General features: G+C 40.2%; 19 protein-coding genes and 2 tRNA genes. 13 read left to right on the plus strand and 8 right to left on the minus strand.

The window, feature by feature from the left end:
* Positions 1-29: 29 nt before the first annotated feature.
* On the minus strand, positions 30-1,355 hold the full coding sequence (pssA, locus tag GZH31_RS08800; protein ID WP_180310861.1) for a CDP-diacylglycerol--serine O-phosphatidyltransferase: 1,326 nt from the start codon (positions 1,353-1,355) through the stop codon (positions 30-32).
* A 288-nt stretch (positions 1,356-1,643) separates the two neighbouring features.
* On the opposite strand from pssA, the gene trxB reads away from it, so the two are divergent.
* From trxB to infA, 4 genes are all read left to right on the plus strand, one after another.
* Positions 1,644-2,594, plus strand: coding sequence for a thioredoxin-disulfide reductase (gene trxB, locus GZH31_RS08805; RefSeq protein WP_180310862.1), 951 nt, complete (start codon positions 1,644-1,646; stop codon positions 2,592-2,594).
* A gap of 105 nt (positions 2,595-2,699) precedes the next feature.
* Entirely contained in the window at positions 2,700-3,416 is a 717-nt protein-coding gene (gene aat / locus GZH31_RS08810) for a leucyl/phenylalanyl-tRNA--protein transferase (RefSeq protein WP_036968111.1), read from the plus strand.
* A complete protein-coding gene (locus GZH31_RS08815) occupies positions 3,409-4,113 on the plus strand; it encodes an arginyltransferase (protein ID WP_036968108.1) in 705 nt (234 codons plus the stop codon). The genes aat and GZH31_RS08815 overlap by 8 nt, the downstream gene beginning before the upstream one ends.
* A 90-nt stretch (positions 4,114-4,203) precedes the next feature.
* Positions 4,204-4,422, plus strand: coding sequence for a translation initiation factor IF-1 (gene infA / locus GZH31_RS08820; protein WP_002962494.1), 219 nt, complete (start codon positions 4,204-4,206; stop codon positions 4,420-4,422).
* A gap of 173 nt (positions 4,423-4,595) precedes the next feature.
* On the opposite strand, the gene clpA is transcribed toward infA, so the two are convergent.
* Complete coding sequence (gene clpA, locus GZH31_RS08825; RefSeq protein WP_036968105.1) at positions 4,596-6,860, minus strand: ATP-dependent Clp protease ATP-binding subunit ClpA; 2,265 nt, start codon at positions 6,858-6,860, stop codon at positions 4,596-4,598.
* 70 nt (positions 6,861-6,930) lie between these two features.
* On the minus strand, positions 6,931-7,239 hold the full coding sequence (gene clpS / locus GZH31_RS08830; protein WP_174403847.1) for an ATP-dependent Clp protease adapter ClpS: 309 nt from the start codon (positions 7,237-7,239) through the stop codon (positions 6,931-6,933).
* Between the two features lie 209 nt (positions 7,240-7,448).
* Here clpS and cspD point away from each other — a divergent pair, with 209 nt between their 5' ends.
* Both cspD and GZH31_RS08840 read left to right on the plus strand, forming a co-directional pair.
* Complete coding sequence (gene cspD / locus GZH31_RS08835) at positions 7,449-7,664, plus strand: cold shock domain-containing protein CspD (protein ID WP_036968098.1); 216 nt, start codon at positions 7,449-7,451, stop codon at positions 7,662-7,664.
* A 560-nt stretch (positions 7,665-8,224) separates the two neighbouring features.
* Positions 8,225-10,447 carry an NADP-dependent isocitrate dehydrogenase gene (locus tag GZH31_RS08840; protein WP_180310863.1) on the plus strand — a complete coding sequence of 741 codons (2,223 nt, stop codon included), beginning with the start codon at positions 8,225-8,227 and terminating at the stop codon, positions 10,445-10,447.
* Between the two features lie 301 nt (positions 10,448-10,748).
* On the opposite strand, the gene GZH31_RS08845 is transcribed toward GZH31_RS08840, so the two are convergent.
* The 3 genes from GZH31_RS08845 to GZH31_RS08855 form a co-directional block, all read right to left on the minus strand.
* Complete coding sequence (locus GZH31_RS08845; RefSeq protein WP_036968090.1) at positions 10,749-11,975, minus strand: amidohydrolase family protein; 1,227 nt, start codon at positions 11,973-11,975, stop codon at positions 10,749-10,751.
* Between the two features lie 11 nt (positions 11,976-11,986).
* Positions 11,987-13,369 carry an amidohydrolase gene (locus GZH31_RS08850; protein WP_036968087.1) on the minus strand — a complete coding sequence of 461 codons (1,383 nt, stop codon included), beginning with the start codon at positions 13,367-13,369 and terminating at the stop codon, positions 11,987-11,989.
* Between the two features lie 114 nt (positions 13,370-13,483).
* Positions 13,484-14,269, minus strand: coding sequence for a hypothetical protein (locus GZH31_RS08855; RefSeq protein WP_074989370.1), 786 nt, complete (start codon positions 14,267-14,269; stop codon positions 13,484-13,486).
* Positions 14,270-14,633: 364 nt separating this feature from the next.
* Between GZH31_RS08855 and GZH31_RS08860 the strand changes: the two genes are divergently transcribed.
* Entirely contained in the window at positions 14,634-14,996 is a 363-nt protein-coding gene (locus GZH31_RS08860) for a DUF3718 domain-containing protein (RefSeq protein ID WP_036968081.1), read from the plus strand.
* Between the two features lie 47 nt (positions 14,997-15,043).
* On the opposite strand, the gene GZH31_RS08865 is transcribed toward GZH31_RS08860, so the two are convergent.
* Positions 15,044-15,739 (minus strand): hypothetical protein, encoded by a 696-nt coding sequence (locus GZH31_RS08865; protein ID WP_036968078.1) that lies wholly within the window; start codon positions 15,737-15,739, stop codon positions 15,044-15,046.
* A gap of 111 nt (positions 15,740-15,850) precedes the next feature.
* On the opposite strand from GZH31_RS08865, the gene GZH31_RS08870 reads away from it, so the two are divergent.
* Together GZH31_RS08870 and GZH31_RS08875 are read left to right on the plus strand one after the other, a co-directional pair.
* On the plus strand, positions 15,851-16,711 hold the full coding sequence (locus tag GZH31_RS08870; protein WP_065978462.1) for a fructosamine kinase family protein: 861 nt from the start codon (positions 15,851-15,853) through the stop codon (positions 16,709-16,711).
* A 212-nt stretch (positions 16,712-16,923) separates the two neighbouring features.
* The gene (locus GZH31_RS08875; RefSeq protein ID WP_036968072.1) at positions 16,924-17,127 is read left to right on the plus strand and encodes a CPXCG motif-containing cysteine-rich protein; all 204 of its coding nucleotides are present in this window, start codon (positions 16,924-16,926) and stop codon (positions 17,125-17,127) included.
* Here the strand turns inward: GZH31_RS08875 and GZH31_RS08880 are convergent.
* Positions 17,124-17,753 carry a riboflavin synthase subunit alpha gene (locus GZH31_RS08880; protein ID WP_180310864.1) on the minus strand — a complete coding sequence of 210 codons (630 nt, stop codon included), beginning with the start codon at positions 17,751-17,753 and terminating at the stop codon, positions 17,124-17,126. The genes GZH31_RS08875 and GZH31_RS08880 overlap by 4 nt on opposite strands.
* 97 nt (positions 17,754-17,850) lie before the next feature.
* Between GZH31_RS08880 and GZH31_RS08885 the strand changes: the two genes are divergently transcribed.
* From GZH31_RS08885 to GZH31_RS08900, 4 genes are all read left to right on the plus strand, one after another.
* Positions 17,851-19,206: an MATE family efflux transporter gene (locus GZH31_RS08885; protein ID WP_180310865.1), complete on the plus strand. Its 1,356-nt coding sequence runs from the start codon at positions 17,851-17,853 to the stop codon at positions 19,204-19,206.
* 28 nt (positions 19,207-19,234) lie between these two features.
* Positions 19,235-20,203, plus strand: coding sequence for a DUF3080 family protein (locus tag GZH31_RS08890; RefSeq protein WP_180310866.1), 969 nt, complete (start codon positions 19,235-19,237; stop codon positions 20,201-20,203).
* Positions 20,204-20,316: 113 nt separating this feature from the next.
* Positions 20,317-20,393 (plus strand) — tRNA-Val (locus tag GZH31_RS08895).
* 26 nt (positions 20,394-20,419) lie between these two features.
* Positions 20,420-20,496: transfer RNA gene (locus tag GZH31_RS08900), tRNA-Val, on the plus strand.
* Positions 20,497-20,774: the final 278 nt, after the last annotated feature.

The following is a 20,774-nucleotide window of genomic DNA, read 5'->3' on the forward strand; positions in this document are numbered from 1 at the left end:
ACACAAGACTCTGTTTATCTGGTTGATAGTTAGATAAATCGTTTGATTATAAAATCAACTTTCACACGTTTGGCCTGACCCAATAATTTTTTTACAGGCGCTGGGTAGTCATCCATCGTTTCTAAATCTTGCGGGCCTGATAAGCGTCGGCAATGTGTTAATATCGCCTGCTTTTCTTGCTCTATTTGCTTTAGTATATGCTGCTGCGGATCGTCAATTAAAATACCATTTTCAATATCAAGCCCCCATGCACGCGGATTTAAATTATGCCCGCTTAACAGATGCAAACGCTTGTCAGAGCAAATCCCTTTTAAATGGAATGAGTTGCTCTCGTGTTTCCACAGATAAACGTTAAGGTTACCATTGGCGATATGACGCTTTTGCGATTTTAAAAATTTATACAAAATGGTTTCGTATAAATATGGCAGCGCACCAATTTTACTAAACGGCTCAGATGGCGGTAAGTAAAAGTCGTTTGCTGTTTTATCTCCCACCACAATGGTCACGTTTTTACCTTGTTTTAATAGGCGACGCAACGAGCGCATCAACGGTGCAGGGAAATTAAAATACGGCGTGTAAAGAATGAGTTCGTGCTCTGTTGTATCAAACAATGATTTGATTAAGCGGTTTAGCTTATTGCTACGCCGACCTAAACCCAAAAACAAACGCACCCCTAACTCACCTGCACTTGCCTCAGCCGCACTGTCATAACTTGCTGATTTTAGATCTCTCATTAATTGCTTTTGAGCAACTTTGATATCATTGAATTGAGTTAACGGACGCGTATCAATGCGTGGAACAGCTGAAGAGCTCAATAAATGTGTGTTAATAAATTCGATGACCGAATTACATAAGCCTGCTTGGTGAACTAAAAAATAACGGTCAAGACGATAACGATCATCCTGTTGTAAATAAACATTATTTAAGCTCGCACCGCTGTAAAGTAAGGTGTCGTCAATTACGAAGCCTTTTAAATGTAATACCCCAAAAAGCTCTTTCGCTTTTACGGGTACACCATACACTTTAACGTTTGACTGATATTTTTCTTGAAAATCACAATACATGCTGGCATTGCCATCAGACTTGGCAGCACCAATTAAGCCCCGTTGAGCACGATGAAAGTCTACTAACACGTTTACTTCCAACTCAGGATTCGCTAGAGACGCCTCATGTAAGGCTGTTAAAACCTCTTGACCTGCTTCATCGTCTTGCAAATATAAAGCAGTAATATAAATTCTTTTCGTCGCCGAACGAATTAGACGCAATAGTTCAGTGCGATACTCTCTCGCATTGGTTAAGACTTGGACGTCTTCTGTAGTCAGCCCAAATGCGGGCTTTTCCTGCCAAAATACCATAATTGCCTGTTCGTTTATCTAGCCTAAAGTCTAAGCTAATATCAAAATTAGCTAAAACATACCAAAAAAATATTGCTTGGTCATGAATTAACGCACTTTGCTACGCTAATACTTCACTATTAGCTCGTTTTATAAGCAAAAAGAGGCATTTAAATTTTATTAAGTAAGGATTATTTGACAGCTTCGCGATTTACTTAAAAAAATAATCCGCCCTTTTGTTTACTTCCGTCTTGTTTTTCTTAGAATCGGGCGCATAGACATCGTATCAAAACGTTTTTAGGAAAAACCATGAGTGACACAAAACACTGTAAATTACTAATTTTAGGTTCTGGCCCTGCTGGCTACACTGCTGCTGTATATGCTGCACGTGCAAACCTTAACCCTGTTCTTATTACGGGTATTCAACAAGGTGGTCAATTAACAACGACAACTGAAGTTGAAAACTGGCCGGGTGATGCTCACGGCCTAACAGGCCCAGCATTAATGGAACGTATGAAAGAACACGCTGAACGTTTTGAAACTGAAATTGTGTTCGACCACATTAACAAAGTAGATGTATCTAAGCGTCCTTTCACTCTAACAGGTGATTCTGGTACGTATACGTGTGATGCACTTATTATCGCAACAGGCGCATCAGCTAAATACTTAGGCTTAGAGTCTGAAACAAACTTCCAAGGTCGTGGTGTTTCAGCCTGTGCAACGTGCGATGGTTTCTTTTATCGTGGTCAAAAGGTTGCTGTTGTAGGCGGTGGTAATACGGCTGTTGAAGAAGCGTTATATTTATCAAATATTGCAGCAGAAGTTCACGTGGTTCATCGCCGTGATAGCTTCCGCAGTGAAAAAATCTTAGCAGACCGCCTTAAAGAAAAAGCTGAAAATGGTAATGTTGTCTTACACTATAACCGTACCCTAGACGAAGTATTAGGTGATGAAATGGGTGTAACCGGTATTCGCATTAAAGCCACGGATTCTGATGAGACTGAGAATTTAGATCTTGCCGGTGTATTCATTGCAATTGGTCATAAGCCAAACACGGATATGTTTGCAGGTCAGCTTGAAATGAAAGACGGCTACTTAGTGGTTGAATCTGGCTTAAACGGTAACGCAACACAAACAAGCGTACCGGGTGTTTTTGCTGCGGGTGATGTATGTGACCATATTTATCGACAAGCCATCACATCAGCCGGTACAGGCTGTATGGCAGCACTTGATGCAGAGCGCTTCCTAGACAATCTGTAACCAGCGATTTAAAACACCTTTTTAAAATACCAAGGGGCTATACAGCCCCTTTTTTTAGGCAAAAATTTTGCTAAAATTATCAAAAAAAATAATGAATCCGCTGCAATGACAAAGCAAATTTATCAACTTCCTGAATCAGGTGTTGATTTCCCCAACCCTGAGCATGCCCTTGACGAGCCTGATGGCCTTTTAGCAATTGGCGGTGGGTTATCTGTTGCGCGCTTAAAGAACGCCTATCAATCCGGTATATTCCCTTGGTTTAGTGATTATGAGCCGATTATGTGGTGGTCACCTAGCCTGCGAGGCATCATTGAACTTGACGAGTTTCATGTTAGTCGTAGCTTAAAAAAATATTTAAAGCGCTCTGCGTTTCGCGTCACGATTAATCATGCTTTTTCTCACGTGATTTCAGCTTGCCGTGAACAACGCTTAGACGCAGAAGGTACGTGGATCACTGAGCAAATGATGGATGCTTACATTCAAGCCCATCAACAAGGTCTTGCACACAGTGTCGAGATTTGGCATGACAATGAGTTAGTCGCCGGTCTCTATGGCATTATGCAACATGGCGTATTTTGTGGAGAGTCGATGTTTCACCAAGTATCAAACGGCTCAAAACTAGCGATGTGGGCACTCGTTAACTGGCTAAAGAAACACAATGCTCATTTTATTGATTGTCAGTTAGAGAACCCTTATTTGCTAACTTTAGGTGCAAAAGTTATCCCACGTAGTGAATTTTTAACTAGACTTAAGTTAGCAAAAAACTATGTTCCCACAGCAGACATGTGGCAACCACAAGAGTTGATAAATATTTATGACTGAGCATTTACCCGCTAGGCTTGGTTTGAGCCAGCAATTTGATTGCAGTTATTTACCGGATCGCCAAGAGCAGCTCCTCGTTATATTGGACCCAAGTTGCTATTGCCCTGATAAATTTGAACAATTGTTAGCATTGGGGTTTAGGCGCAGTGGTGACCAAATATATCGTCCTCACTGCCCTGTTTGTAACGCCTGTAATTCAGTGCGTGTCTTAGCGCAACAATTTACGCCTTCTAAATCACAAAAACGTAAACTAAACAAAGCAGACAAACTTTTTACGGTTAGTTACAGTGAATATGAACGCGCAGAATATTACCCTCTTTATTGCAAGTACATTACGCAACGACATCAAGATGGCTCTATGTTTCCGCCTGATCAGAACCAATATGAAAGCTTTTTATTTTGCCAATGGTTGCCTGTGACATTTATTGAACTGCGAGAAGGTGACAAGCTCGTTGCTGTAGCAGTCACCGACTGCATGCACAATGCAGTTTCCGCAATTTACACATTTTTTGATCCCGATTATGAGAAGTACAGCATTGGTAGTATCATGATCATGCAGCAAATTAAGTTTGCTAAACAACAAGCAAAACAATTTGTCTATTTGGGCTATCAAATCGACGAATGTGACAAAATGAAATACAAAACCCAATTTTTGCCCGCAGAAAAGCATCTTGGCGATCACTGGTTGGCGATTTAATTTACAAATTTGAGCCCTGTAGCTTTACTTATTGCTGTATTTTCGGCAAAATCTGCAGCGTTTAACTATTAAAGAGGTGTTACGCTAAACATGGCGAAAGAAGACGTAATCGAAATGCAAGGTACGGTCCTTGATACTTTACCAAATACAATGTTCCGAGTTGAGCTAGAAAATGGTCACGTAGTTGTGGCTCATATCTCTGGAAAAATGCGCAAAAACTATATCCGCATCTTAACTGGCGACAAAGTAACCGTAGAAATGACTCCTTACGATTTATCGAAAGGTCGCATCGTATTCCGTGCTCGCTAAGTTAGTGCGATAACGAGAGATTTAGCTTTTTGCTGCTTTGAATGGGCAGGTGTGTTTATTACAAAGAGCTAAAAGCGTTTATTAAATGGTGTTCAAACTACCCTAGTTTCAATTCCATTTAATAAACAAAAAGCCCAGCATTAGCTGGGCTTTTTGTTTTCGCCTTTTAAACCTTACGCTGTTTCGAGGTTTGTTTCATATTCAAAGTGAATTTTCTTGTCCTTAACCGACACTTTCACTGAACCACCCGCGGCCAGCTCACCAAATAGAATTTCATTGGCCAACGGCTTTTTGAGCTCGTCTTGAATCACACGCGCCATTGGCCGTGCGCCCATTGCTTTGTCGTAACCTTTATCAGCCAACCATTCACGTGCTTTAGATGTCAGTTCAAGATTAACAGACTTCTTATCTAGCTGAGCTTGAAGCTCAACAATGAATTTATCAACAACCTGCAAAATAACGTCTTTTTCAAGGTGATTAAACCAAATAATGTTATCTAAGCGGTTTCTAAATTCAGGTGAAAAGACCTTGTTAATCTCAGTCATGGCATCGTGAGAATGATCTTGCTCTGTAAAGCCTATCGATTTACGCACAGTCTCTTGTACACCGGCGTTGGTTGTCATTACCACTACCACATTTCTAAAGTCGGCTTTACGGCCGTTATTATCCGTTAAGGTGCCGTGATCCATCACTTGTAATAAAATGTTGTAGATATCTGGATGCGCTTTTTCAATTTCATCAAGCAACACCACCGCGTGCGGGTTTTTGATAACGGCTTCGGTTAATAATCCACCTTGCTCAAAGCCAACATAGCCTGGAGGCGCACCAATCAAACGGCTTACTGCGTGACGTTCAACGTATTCAGACATATCAAAGCGAATAAACTCAACCCCCATGCACTTAGCTAACTGCTTAGTGACCTCTGTTTTACCAACACCCGTTGGGCCTGCAAATAAGAACGACCCCACAGGTTTATCTTCATTTGCGAGTCCAGAGCGAGATAAACGAATAGCCGAAGTTAATGCATCAATTGATTGATCTTGACCAAATACAAGCATCTTCAAGTTACGATCAAGGTTCTTCAATGTTTCTTTATCACTTGAAGAAACGCTTTGCTGTGGTATACGCGCCATTTTTGACACAATTAACTCGATATCAGCTACACCAATGGTTTTTTTGCGTTTTGATATCGGTTGTAGGCGCTGATTTGCACCGGCTTCGTCAATCACATCAATCGCTTTGTCAGGTAAATGACGCTCATTAATGTATTTTGCGCTCAGCTCAGCAGCTGCCTTAAGGGCTTTTTGCGTGTAACGAATACCATGATGCTCTTCGTAACGCTCTTTTAAGCCATTGAGGATTTTCGTTGTATCAGCCACACTTGGTTCAAGTACATCAATTTTTTGGAAACGACGTACCAGAGCACGGTCTTTCTCAAAAATATTTTTATACTCGTTGTAAGTGGTCGAGCCCATACAACGTAATTTACCACTTGAAAGTAACGGCTTAATTAAGTTAGACGCATCCATTACACCACCAGACGCAGCACCCGCACCAATAATGGTATGTATCTCATCGATAAATAAAATTGAATGCGGTTTAGCTTGCAGCTCTTTTAGTAACGATTTAAAACGTTTTTCAAAGTCGCCGCGGTATTTTGTACCGGCTAATAATGCGCCCATATCAAGTGAATAAACAACCGCATCGGCTATTACATCAGGCACTTCGTTTTTCACAATACGATAAGCAAGGCCTTCAGCAATGGCTGTTTTACCTACCCCTGCTTCACCAACCAACAATGGATTATTTTTCTTACGACGGCATAATACTTGTACCGTACGCTCGACTTCATTATCACGGCCAACAAGCGGATCGATATTTCCTTCAATCGCTTGCTGATTGAGGTTTGTTGTAAAGTTTTCAAGTTTAGTCGGCTCTTCGCCTTGCACCTCTTGTACTTCTTCATGAATATCATCATGGTCATCGCCACCGATATCATCATCGGCTTTCGAAATACCATGCGAAATGAAGTTAACGATGTCTAAACGATTTACATCCGCTTTTTTAAGTAAATAAACAGCTTGGCTTTCTTGTTCAGAGAAAATAGCCACAAGTACATTTACGCCTGTTACTTCGTTCTTACCTGACGATTGCACATGAAACACCGCGCGTTGAAGCACACGTTGAAAACCCAATGTAGGCTGTGTTTCTCTGTCTTCTTCTAAGTCAGGAATAACCGGCGTTGTTTCGTCGATAAAATCTGATAACTCAACTTTTAACGCGCTCATATCTACACCACAGGCGTTAAGCGCTTCTCCAGCAGAAGGGTTATCGAGCAGCGCGAGTAAAAGATGCTCGACGGTCATAAATTCATGTCGGCGCGTTCTTGCTTCGCGAAACGCCGCATTCAAGGTTAGTTCTAAGTCTTTGTTTAGCATTGGCAACCCCTTACTGAGATAATATTTATATACCGTTGTGATGGGCTAAATGTTCACCCTACCTTGGTATTTATTCCTGCTCACAACTACATAGCAGTGGATGCTCGTTGTCTCGTGCGTAACGATTAACTTGCTCAACTTTGGTGTAAGCAACATCAGCGCTATAAATGCCGCATATTGCTTTGCCATTATGATGAACTTGAAGCATCACATCTGTTGCTCTATCGCTATCCATATTAAAAAACGTCATTAGTACTTCTATCACAAAGTCCATTGGCGTGTAATCATCATTATTTAAAATGACCTTATATTTTCGCGGTGGTTGCAGTTTTTGCTTTTCACTATCGCGAACCGTTTCAATAACACCAGAATCTTTCATACCACTCATAATTAAATATAGTCTTGTCTTTAGAACTCAAGCAAACTTGAATAAAAAAATAAATAAATTGTTAAAAAATAGTTCAAAACACTTGACTGACTGCCTAAATAAACTACAGTCAATTATAGATTGATTAAACCTTAGTCAGTCTAGCAAATTACACGGTTTAGAATAACTAAATTAGTCAACTTATAGAAGGATGTAGAAGTATGGCTTGTGGTAAAGTCAAATGGTTCAACAATGCCAAAGGTTTTGGTTTCATCGTAGAAGACGGTAGCGAGACTGATATATTCGCTCATTACTCAACGATTGTAATGGACGGTTATAAAACACTTAAAGCTGGTCAAGATGTAACATTCGAATTGCAACAAGGTCCAAAAGGGTTACACGCAACGAATATTGCGCCTAACGATGAAATTTCTTAGGTATTACCTATTCGAGTATCAAGCGAGCGACCTTGTTAAGTTCCTCGCTTACTCTCTTCCCACTAATATATCTCATTTTTATCCTTGAAATTCCTTTTCTTCATCCCAATTGTTTAATTGTTATTAGCCCTTTAGAGCCAAGCTTGTTACACTCTTGTTGCTTAAATTTAGCTTTTTCGTCATTTTGACCTAAGGCTTATGGCTAATTTCATTTTATGCCTATTTAGGCTATAAGAATTTTACAGTCTGTCAGCTGTGGTTATTTTGATACCCCGTATTAAGTTGCAACAGCTAACAGACTGATTGCTATGATACCAATTCAGTTAATTAAATGAGCGATATTGAGGAAAATCTTGCCGATAACTCAGCAAAAGTCGTTATTTAGTGATTCTAAATAAGCGCTGCAATGCTGTTAGGTGCGGTTTATTCTCGAATAAAGCAAATGTTATGGCGAGTTGGTATTATTTGATAGCAATATAATTGCATTGTTGAATATGGCTAATTAAGGGTGGCTGCTTGCAGTAACTGCCAAACATTACGCCAACTATCTAGGAATGATGATGACATCAAAAATTATCTACACTAAAACAGATGAAGCGCCAGCACTGGCAACGTATTCATTGTTACCAATCATCCAGGCGTATACTAACGCGGCAGGTGTTGAAGTTGAAACACGCGACATTTCATTAGCAGGTCGTGTAATTGCTAACTTCCCTGAGTACCTTACAGAAGAGCAACGTATTGATGATGCACTTGCTGAACTAGGCCAAATGGCTAAAACGCCTGAAGCAAATATTATCAAGCTTCCTAATATCAGTGCGTCGGTTCCACAGCTACGCGCTGTAATCAAAGAGCTACAAGAAAAAGGTTACGCACTACCTGACTACCCATCAGAGCCAAAAACTGATGAAGAGCAAAAAATTAAAGCGACTTACGACAAAATCAAAGGCAGTGCTGTAAACCCTGTACTTCGTGAAGGTAACTCTGACCGTCGTGCACCTAGCTCTGTAAAAGAGTATGCTCGTAATAACCCACATTCAATGGGTGCTTGGAGCAAAGATTCTGAGTCGTATGTTGCAAGTATGGAAGAAGGTGATTTCTTTGGTTCTGAGCAATCAGTGACTGTTGCAGAAGCGACTGATGTGCGTATTGAGCACGTTGCAGAAAATGGCGACGTTACAGTACTTAAAGCAAGCACACCGCTTCTAGCAGGCGAAGTGATTGACGCATCTCGTCTAAGCGTTGCAAAATTACAAGATTTCTTAGCGAAAGAAATTCAGACTGCTAAAGAAAAAGGTGTATTGTTCTCACTACACATGAAAGCAACGATGATGAAGGTATCTGACCCAATCATCTTTGGTCATGCAGTAAAAGTATTCTTTAAAGATGTATTTACCAAACACGCTGACCTTTTCAAAGAGTTAGATGTTGATGTGAATAACGGTTTTGGTGACGTATTTGCTAAAATCGAAAAACTAGATGCTGCTAAAAAAGCTGAAATCGAAGCCGATATCCAAGCTGTTTATGACAACAACCCTGCTATCGCGATGGTTGACTCAGACCGTGGTATTACTAATCTTCACGTACCAAGCGATGTGATCATTGATGCATCAATGCCTGCTGCAATCCGTTCAAGCGGTCAAATGTGGAACAGCGAAGGTAAATTACAAGACACAAGTTTTGTCATTCCAGATCGTTGTTATTCTGGTGTATACCAAGCAACTATTGATTTCTGTAAAGAAAATGGTGCATTCGATCCTACAACCATGGGTAGCGTACCTAACGTAGGCCTTATGGCACAAAAAGCGGAAGAATACGGCTCACACGATAAAACGTTTGAAGTATCAGCAGCAGGTACTGTTCGCGTGGTAGATACAAACGGCACAACATTACTTGAGCACGCTGTTGAGCAAGGTGACATCTGGCGTATGTGTCAGGTAAAAGATGCACCAATTCAAGATTGGGTTAAACTTGCTGTTAATCGTGCTCGCGCAACAAATACACCCGCGGTATTCTGGTTAGATGAAAATCGTGCGCACGATGCCGAGCTAATCAAAAAAGTAAATGCGTATTTACCACATCACGATACTGATGGTTTAGATATCCGTATTTTAGCACCCCTTGAAGCGACTAAGTTCTCACTTGAGCGTATTAAAGAAGGTAAAGATACGATTTCTGTAACAGGTAACGTACTGCGTGATTACCTAACTGACTTATTCCCTATTCTTGAGCTAGGTACAAGCGCTAAAATGCTGTCAATCGTACCACTTATGAATGGTGGTGGTTTATTCGAAACGGGTGCGGGTGGTTCTGCTCCTAAGCATGTACAGCAATTCGAAAAAGAAAACCACTTACGTTGGGATTCTCTGGGTGAGTTTTTAGCACTTGCGGCTTCTTTAGAGCACTTAAGCGTTAATACTGGTAATAAGAAAGCACAAGTACTTGCTGATACGCTAGATAAAGCAACAGGTACTTTCCTTGCTGAAAACAAATCACCTTCACGTAAAGTGAAAGAGATTGATAACCGTGGTTCTCACTTCTTCTTAGCATTATTCTGGGCTCAAGAACTTGCTGCTCAAAACGATGACGCTGAGTTAAAAGCACAGTTCACGCAAATCGCTTCTGACCTTGAATCACAAAAAGAGCAAATCGTTACTGAGTTGAACGATGCACAAGGTCCAGCAATGAATGTAGGTGGTTATTACCAACCAAATGACGATGCGGCATTTAAAGCAATGCGTCCAAGCACAACATTCAATGACATTTTAGCTAAATTAGTTTAATTGTTATTGAAATCTGTTAAAAAAGCGCTCATTGAGCGCTTTTTTTATGAATGCGATAATACCAATCCGCAATACGACTTAATTATTTTGAGTGATTAAACCTGCCGCTACCTGCGTTAAAAATGTCTAATTTACGACAGCATGGATGCAGGAGATAGAGCAATGCAGGAGCAATTGCCGAGAACAACTAGCTAACGACATTTTTGCCTTGGTATAAACGGGGTTTTATTGCGTGAAAAAAAGACCAGTTAATTAAGCTAATTGGTATAAAAGGCCGCATAGGCGGCCTTTCTTATTAAAATTACTTTGTGTACGCTCTTGGCATCGCTGATTCGGTTGTGTAACGTTCGCGCAATTTATCTTGACGCGCTTCAGTTGAAACCTCTTCACCATTGATCCACATTTTACTTACGTGTGATTTCAATTCAAATGGATCATTAGACCACATTACTAAGTTCGCACGTTTGCCTGTTGCTATTGCTCCTGAGTTCAAGCCAAAAACATCCGCAATATTACTGGTCACCGCATTCAATGCACCTTGTTGTGTCATACCATACGACACAGCGTTACCCGCATCAAAACGTAACTGGTAAACATTGTGACTCGAGTCCCCTGCAACACCAATAATCACTTTAACACCGGCCTTTTCGAGTTTGCCTGCATTGGCTAAGTTAGCATGCATTGAATCAAAGCTACCCGGTAAGTTTGCCATAGAACTGATAATCACCGGCACATTAGCTTTTGCTAAAGTATCCGCAACAACAACGGCATCATCACCACCATGAATTACTAAATTAATTCCAAACGTGTCTTTTAATTTCACTAATTCATAGATATCTGACGCGCGTTGTACACTGGCAATCAGTGGCATTTCACCTGAGAGTACTTTATCAAGGATCTTTTGCTCTGTGGTGGGGTCTTTTTTATCATCTTTTTTAGCTGACTTGTGCCCTTCAAGCTTGTCGATCAGTGTTTTCATCGACATTGCACGTGAGCCTTTACGCTTTTCACCTAAATGAACCACAAGGGCAACTTGTTTTTGATTTACACTATCGAAAGAACCCGATAAATCAACAACAGAGGCAAGACCTGCAAAAATACTTTCACCACCATTTGGTACGATTACGTCTTGAGTAATCCCGCCTTTTCGAGCATAAGGAATTAAGCTACTGCGTGGGTTAAAAGCAAGACTAGGATCGAAATCAATACTCGCTTTATCATCACCGCCGTCACGAGAACCCGCAACAGCCCCTACTTCAACTAAGCCAAGTTGGTTCATCGTACCGATAAACCCTGCGGTCACGATTTGACCTTGAGCATCAACAGTGGTGTCTGCATTTATTGATTCTGGATTAATTGCAACAATTTTTCCCTCGTCAATAACGACACTAGCACCTTCTAATACACCTTGTTCTGTTGATGTGTGAATGGTTGCATTAATAATTGCAATCGATTGTGCGCTCGCTACCGACGAAAATAAACCAGCAGCAACTAAAGAGAGCGAAAATGTTTTAGTTAATTTTGTCATCAATGTTACTCCTACTGTTGACCAAGCATGAAATCGCTTTGTGCTTGATATTTTTCATCATGACGATCGTATACCTTGGCACCATCAATAAATACTTGCTCAGCTTTTGCGTACACACTAAAAGGGTTTTGATTCCAGATAACAACATCGGCTTGTTTACCCGATTCAAGTGAACCTGTTTTATCATCGATACCCAGTGATTTAGCAGCGTTTGCTGTGATCCACTTAATAGCGTGTTGTTCTGAAATATTAAAACCAACATCGTTTGCACGGTACATCACTTTACCTGCTTCTTGGTTTAAGCGTTGAATAGTTGTATCAGAATCTGAATGGACAATCGCGCATGAGTTTTTAACCGCATCGACAATAGCCACGTTTTCTTGAACCATGTCATAGGCTTCCATTTTAAAGCCCCACCAATCTGGCCACAGTGCTGCACAGTTGCCGTTTTCAGCGAGTAAATCGGCAATCTTGTACGCTTCAATACCGTGGTGGAAAGTGCCTGAGTGATAACCAAATTCTTTGCCTAGGTCGATCATCATCGCCATTTCTTCTGCTTTATAGCAATGGTTATGAATAAGAATATCGCCATCAAGGACACCCGCTAGTGTGTCTAGCTTAATATCACGGTGAGGAATTTCAGGATTTTTACCTGCCGCGTAATCGCTGTCATATTTTTCCCACTGACGCTTATATTCCGTTGCATCAATCCATGCTGTTCTGTAGCCCGCCATATTACCCATACGTGTTGAAGGTAATACCCCTTTACTTCCATAAACACGTTTTGGATTTTCACCACAAGCCATTTTTAAACCATAGGGTGCATCAGGGAATTTCATACCTTGCATTGTATGTGAAGGAACATTTTTTAAAGTAACACCACGGCCACCAATTAAATTTGCTGAGCCTGGTAAAATTTGTAATGACGTAATGCCGCCTTCACGAGCACGGTTAAAACCAGGGTCTTGCGGCCAAATAGAGTGTTCAACCCATACTTCAGCAGTCACTGGGCTTGTCATTTCGTTACCATCTTGATGCGATGCCACAGACGGTGTTGGGTATGCGCCTAAATGCGAATGCACATCGATGATACCGGGCGTGACCCATTTGCCTTGTGCATCAATGGTGTTATCTGCTTGTACAGATAAGTCCTTGCCTACTTGTTGTACTTTACCATCAACAAAATAAACATCAGCCTCGTCTAAACGCTCACCGGTGCCTGTTAGTACCGTTGCATTGGTAATAAGAGTACTTGTTGATGCCAGTGGCTTATAAGTACTTGGGTATGGGTTTTTATCAATGGTTACTTTTGGATCTTGTGGGCCATTATCTTGGCAACCCGCAAGCGCGATACCAAGTGAAATAACCATCAAGGATGGTGCAAATTTATGCATTTTGTTGTTTCTCCTTTTTTTTATTATATAACTTTAATCAAATGTTAATAGCAATGCTAACAAACGAGGTAAGTGACGTTTAAGTAAGACGAATTACGTTATTTCTTCCGTTACTTATTTTTTAATGTAATTCGTATAGAGCTTCTCTAATGCACCTTCGGTCGTGAGGCTAGGATCTTTATTAATAAAATGCGTCACGGTACGGGTTACGAAATCAGAGTTTTGTTTATGTTGTTTAGCAAAGCTTTTGATTAAAGTATTGGCATCAGTGGCTGCCGTTACTTTTTCATGACGGTGGCGATATTGACTCAAGGCACGATTAAAATCGCCGTTATAATCTTCAACGACTAATTTATAAAAGTCACTTTTATCGACGCTAAGCTCGTTGATACAGTAATTTAGCGCCTCTTTAAAGTCGTAAAAGACTATTCCTTGCACATCAAATTCAGTGCGTTTTTCGCGAATAGTAACGCGGGCATCTTCAGTCGCATAACTGTAGCCCTGAAAATCAAGCCGCTGTGCAGCTTCTTCGCCCAATTTCATTCCCGCTTTAATGCTATGAACAAATTCATCACTCATATCATCAAGCTCATTTTCGTGCCACATGTGAAATACTCGCAGCGCTTTGGCATATTTATTGGCTATTTTCTTTTTTACTTTGGTGAATCGGCCATCAATCGTTAGCACTCGCTCATTATGAAGTAGCGCAAAACATTCATAACACGCTGGTATTGAAATAAATTCAGCGTCTTCACCTAAATCAATAATACTTTGCATCATATGAAGAGGGGGGCAATAGTCGCGCTCAGTTGCCTCACAACCACAATAAAAGCATTGATTAAAATGCTTAGAATGTGAGGCATAGGCTTGTTGATAATAGCCTGATAATTTTGTGGTCACTTAAACTCCTTACACTTTATTCAGTGTCTAATAGTGAACATTTAAATTAGAGTTAAAACGTAAATGTAGCAATACCGTAAAACAAATAGAAAATACGCTCTCTAAACCTGCTCAGTTTGCTCTAAAATGAAATTATTTTCTCGTTATTTGTGTCAAAATTCATACTTTAAAATATGTCTAATCAAACGGTTATATATTGGGGTACACATCTACATACTTGCTTACATCTTGTCCGTTTTCATTAACAGCAATCAATCAAATTTAGGGTAATACTTTAATGGTGCCTAGCAAATAGGAATTGTGAAGTATCCCACGCGAGGTTGCACGACTTTCATGTCACATGGACAAACAACTGGAGAGAAAGATGAATACATTAACATTAGCATTTGGTACAGCACTTATTGTCGGTTCTTCAATGGCAGCAACAGATGCAAACGCCGCACAGTTTGTAGCTGCAGATAATTCTGCTGGGACACAAGCATGTATGGCTATTGTGTCAAATAAACCCATAAACCTTGCTCAAACAATGCGTGATTTACGCTTAAACAAACGCGTCATCTCAGACAAGTTACAGTGCAATGATATGTCTACGGCACAGTTTGCCAGCACCTATGGCTTTAATAAATCAGCAAGCTACTTAAATTTAGAGCAACAAACAAAAACAAGTATTCAAGATATCGCTAAAGTCAGTGATAACACCGTCTACGTCATTTCGGGTTCTAAATAATGACAGATTTGATGTAGCAGACCTTGTATAGGTCTGCTACACACTTTTTATAAAAGCGCAGCAATTAAGCCAAATACACCACCAAACACGCCACCCCAAATAACCAGCCAGCCTAAATGTTCTTTAATCATTGTTTGAATGATATCTTTTACCATGACGGGAGTTAGTTCGTTTAAACGCTCATCCACTAACCTTTCTACCGTGTTATGTAACGAGCCACCAATGTGCGAGTTTGCAAACAGCTTTTCATCGAGTATTGTTTTAAATTCGTCACTGTGAGAAATATCAATGACGGCCTGTTTCATTTTATTTATGAACGGCTCACGCATTGGCTCTAAGGCATCACGTCCACCAAACATTCCTAACATACTGCCAAATTGCGATTGCTCAATAACTTCGATTAATGAGTCATAGGCTGGGCTTAGGTTTACTTCAGCAATGACAGGCTCTAATTCTATTTGAGGTTTCGCAAGAGCCATCACTTGATCTATTTTCTCTGCCGCGAAAAATTCCGTCATGACTAACTGCCTGATGGATGCTTTAAACGACTCAAACTTTAGCGTAATGACACCTGAACCATACAAGAAAGGCACTTTTTCAAACAGCATATGTATCGCTAACCAGTTTGTTACAGCGCCAGACAAAGCAAATAATCCCACAGATAATACAATTGCCTGATCAAACAAAAATCCAACTAACACGAAGGCCAAAGCCACTAAATTAGTAACAAGACTTTTATTCATTTAAATCCTCACGCACACAGCCAAATATTTAATAATATTAACGCTATGAGATTGTTAATTCACCGACTTTTTGCCATAGTTTAACTACATGGTTAAAAGGTGAGCGATATTATGTGGAATTCAGTGAATGAACAGATAAGCCAAGCTATGCACTTTGATTTTAAGCATACCTTTAAACGCCAACTGCAATCGCCCAACAGCGATAAATACTTTGAACTGCGCGATGAAAATCACCGATTTTTTGTCAAGGTGGCTCACTTAAGTGATTTAGAAAGATTAGAGTGCGAATCCTTTAATTTAAAGCTTTTAACGCAAGAAAGCTTATTTATGATCCCCGACTGCATTGCCACAGGGTGCAATATTGAATTTTCATTCATCGTTTTAGAGTGGTTAGAACTGGACAAACTTCCTCACTCAAATTGGCATACGATGGGCGAACATTTAGCCACACTTCATCAAAAGCATACGCAAGCCATGTTTGGTTTTGATCACGACAACTTTTTAGGCCCCACAGTCCAGCCAAACCGATGGCACAAAAAATGGGATGTTTTTTTTGCAGAAGAACGGATTGGTTGGCAACTTCAACTCTTACAAGAGAAAGGCATTGAACTCGTTGATCAAGATATGTTTATCGCTTTTATTAAAGACACCTTGCACGGCCATAATGTCGAACCTTCATTACTGCATGGCGACTTTTGGCGACGAAATATGGGCTTTATACAAGCGGTTCCTAGTCTGTATGACCCTGCTTGCTATTATGGTGACCGGGAATGCGATATCGCTATGAGCGAACTTTTCGCACCGCTTCCTGATGCTTTTTATACTGCATACAATCAACAATACCCCCTGCAAAATGGCTATGAACAGCGTAAATTGATCTATCAGCTATACCCTATTTTAAATCACGCTAATATTTTTGCCGGACACTATCTGACTGAAGCTAAACAACAAATTGATTTGCTGCTTAAATAAACTTTAAATTGCTGTAAAACGAATGTCATAAACGCAAGAACAGGACTATAGTGTAAATAGAACACGTTTATATACAGGTGCTAGCCGCTTGTTTAGCGGTTAGTGTGTAAGTTATATCAATCTTATTAAATTTGCGTTCATCACCATTAGATTACGATTTTATAAGATTGCAATTTAACGAATTCAGGCATGCCTGATTAAGGTAAAAGCTGATGAAAGACAACTTTTCTCAACGTATATCCTGCCCTCATTGTGGACATCATATATTCGTGGCATTAGATGCCAGCGAAGGCGACCAAGATTATTACGAAGAATGTAGCGCATGCTGTAACCCTATTCATTTAAACATGCACATTGACTACGCACACAACAAATTAGAATTACATGTTGACAGTGACGACGAGCAAATTTTTTAATTTGCTTGTCGTGCCAAATAGTTTTCAACCGTGTTTATAATTGTGTAAGTTTGTTGGTCAACCTCAATATTGAGTAGATTGCCTTCGCGTTGTTTATCTAAATTAGTAATCGCGAGAGTTTCAGGTATGAGGTGTAACCAAAAACCACGCTCATCAACCTCACCCACGGTTAAACTTGCACCATTTACACTGACAAACCCTTTATACAAAACATATTTTTGCCACTTTGGATCGATTGCAAGATGCATTTTGCAGTTATTTTGTTCATGTATAATAGACGTTATGTTTGCCATACAGTGAATATGGCCCGATACAATATGCCCCCCAAGCTCAGTGCCTACCGTTACGGAGCGCTCAAAGTTGGCCCAATGTCCGTTTTGCAATTGACCAAGGTTAGTCAACTTTAATGTCTCATCAATCACATCAAAATAAATAAGTGTAAAATCACTGTCCTGAAGTGCTTTAAATTCAACAACAGTCAAACAACAGCCATTAATTGCAATGCTGGCACCCATAGTCAGTTTTTGCGCATACTCATTAGCGACTTTTAAGGTTAACCTTAGTACCCCACCCTCGAGCTTTGTGTGTTCGACAATGGCTTGAGTTTGTATAATTCCAGTAAACATCTTGGCGTCTTCTTTTATTCGCAAAATACATATCTGCGATTTTTATTGATCTTTGAATAGATTACAATGACAACCTGTTTTTTTAGTTGTGTATTTTATGTCTTTTTGTAGTTGGGAAGCCAAACGGTTAATTTCTTTAGCCATCCCTGTATTTTTGGCGCAAGTGACACTGATATTAATGACGGTTGTTGATACCGTAATGGCAGGACAAGTGAGTGCAACGGATCTGGCTGCTTTATCAATCGCAACAGGTATTTGGAACCCCTTAATGTTAGCGCTTCAAGGTATCCTGCTTGCACTGACGGGAATTATTGCGCAGTTTTCGGGCTCAAATGACAAACACGGCATAAGCCATTATTTTCAACAAGGTCTATATTTAGCGCTGGTGCTTAGTGTCATTGGCTTAGGGCTTGCTACTTTAGCTGACAATATTCTCTCTCATTTAAATACAACAGCGGCGATTACAACGCTCGCTGAACAGTATATACATTTTGTAAAATGGGGCATTTTTGGCTTTTTACTCTTTAGTGTTTATCGCAATATCACTGAGGGTATGGGCATGACCAAACCTGCTTTTTACATAAGCTTAATCGGCTTAGCCGTTAATATTCCTGCTAACTACGTGTTTATACACGGTCATTTAGGTTTTAATGCGTATGGCGGTGCAGGCTGTGGTATTGCAACGGCGTTAGTTTTTACGGCGATGGCTATCACACAAATGATATACTGCCATTTTGATAAAAAAATTAATGCAAAGGCGTTATTAGCGAATTTCTCGTTACCACAGCCTGCCACTATGTGGACAATCACTAAAGTCGGCATTCCTATTTCACTGGCCACATTTTTCGAAGTGACACTGTTTGCCTGTATTCCACTGTTTATTGCACATTTAGGTGCTGTTGCTGTCGCAGGCCATCAAATAGCGGCAAGTGTAACCACTTTACTTTTCATGATGCCGTTGAGTTTATCTATAGCTATTAGTATTCGTATTGGTAATTTGTTTGGACAACAGCATTTCAAACAATTAAGAAGTGCGGTGAGTACAAGCTATATTTTAGCCGCTATTATTGCCTTTTTATTGGCGAGTGTGACTTTCTTTGCGCGAGATATTATTAGCCAACTGTACTCAGATAATCTTGAGGTTTTAGCGCTTGCCTCATCAATCATGGTACTTGCCTGTATTTACCAATTACCTGATGCATTACAAGTTTCTGCCAATGGAATTTTACGTGGTTTAAAGTATACCGCCCCAATTGGTTATATTACCTTCGTGTCGTATTGGTTGATCGGTTTTGCACTTGGATTCGTACTTGCTCGTACAGATTTAATTGTGCCAGCGATGGGGCCTCATGGGTTTTGGATAGGTATTATCGTTGGCCTCAGTGCTGCGGCCATCATGTTGATGTACACAGTTCATAGGCGATTTAACTATGCACCTTTTCAGCAAAACTAAGTCTTTATTTAAGCTCACAGTGTGTGCTGTGAGCCTTGTGCTATTTGGTTGCTCACCCTCAGCCAGTGATATAAACAAAACATATGCCGAAAGGCTCAATAATGTTCTAGCATTTAAAGAATTTGAACTCACTAAACCCGCGCGCATTGAGCCCGTTCATTTTGATATCGTTTCAGGCAGCGTTCACACCATTGGCATGTTAGAACTTGCGCAGTTACGTCAATGTGAACTCGCAACGTTAATTGCAGAGCATAATAATCAATTAGGTAAAACAGCCACTGCTGCGGGTGTGCTTAGCTATCAAATTGAATTTATTCAAGCCGCTGAAAAGTGCTTAGATACCCTATCGCCTGACAATCCGCTGTATACAAAAATTGCCCAAGCTTCTGAGCAAAAACAACAAACGCTCCCGCAGTATTTTGAAGCAATGATAACGAACGAAAGAGAATTCAAAGTTATTTGGCAACTTACGTCATCTAACTTAGATGAACACACGGCAGGCTTCACAGAAACCGAGCACGCTATGAGCATGTTCGCGATGTTAAACGAACAAATTAAAACCGGTGACATTAGTAAAATTGATACAGCGTCGCTTATAAACGCGTTAGAAGTATTAAATAAGTTTAAATACAACACCTTATTAGTGTCTGCCGTAAGAACACAAATTCATTATAATGAGCAACTCACAACGTTATTGCAGCAATATGAAATAGACGCACTCTGCCCTGCTAACAAAAATAAACAGAAAGCACAAAAGCTCAGTAATATTTTTAAAAAGTTTTATTTAGAGCAGTTACAACCCTATCAATCATTCTTAACAGGTAAACTCGAGTCACTGCTACCTTTGTACGAAAAAATATGGCAAGACCCAACGTTAGGTCATTATGTTGATAGCAGCCATGAAGGCAACATTCTTACACAGCTTAAATTTTCAGCAAAACAACACGTTACTTGGTGGCAAAACTTTTATAAGCAGTGTGAAATTAGTCCATTATGAATAAAAAAACAGCACTTAACACAAAAATAGCTAAAGCAGCTTGATTCAAGTAACCAGTCGCTATATATTAGCCACCGTTGTTTAGCCAATTAAACAACCGCTAAAATCAAAATACAACCGTAGCTCAGTTGGTTAGAGCACTACCTTGACATGGTAGGGGTCGGTGGTTCGAATCCACTCGGTTGTACCACGATTTATTGGATATTTCTTTATTGTACGACCGTAGCTCAGTTGGTTAGAGCACTACCTTGACATGGTAGGGGTCGGTGGTTCGAATCCACTCGGTCGTACCAATTCTCTCCAAAATTTTTACATAAAAATAATTAGCCTAGTTACGTAAAGCACACCCACTCTTAATGACCCGGTCCAGTGGTCTGTGGTGCGTATCCACTCGGTCGTATCAATTAATTCTCTCCAAAATTTTTTCATAAAAATAATTAGCCCAGTGGCTTAAAGCACACCCACTCTTAATTATATTTTCCCTAGCACTGTTGGTTATATCACGCTCACTGCTCCTAGCCCACGCCAGATACTGCAAGCTTTAAGCGAGTCGTAGAATAATTAAAAATCG

The organism is Pseudoalteromonas sp. JSTW, assembly GCF_013423925.1.
GTDB lineage: Bacteria > Pseudomonadota > Gammaproteobacteria > Enterobacterales > Alteromonadaceae > Pseudoalteromonas > Pseudoalteromonas lipolytica.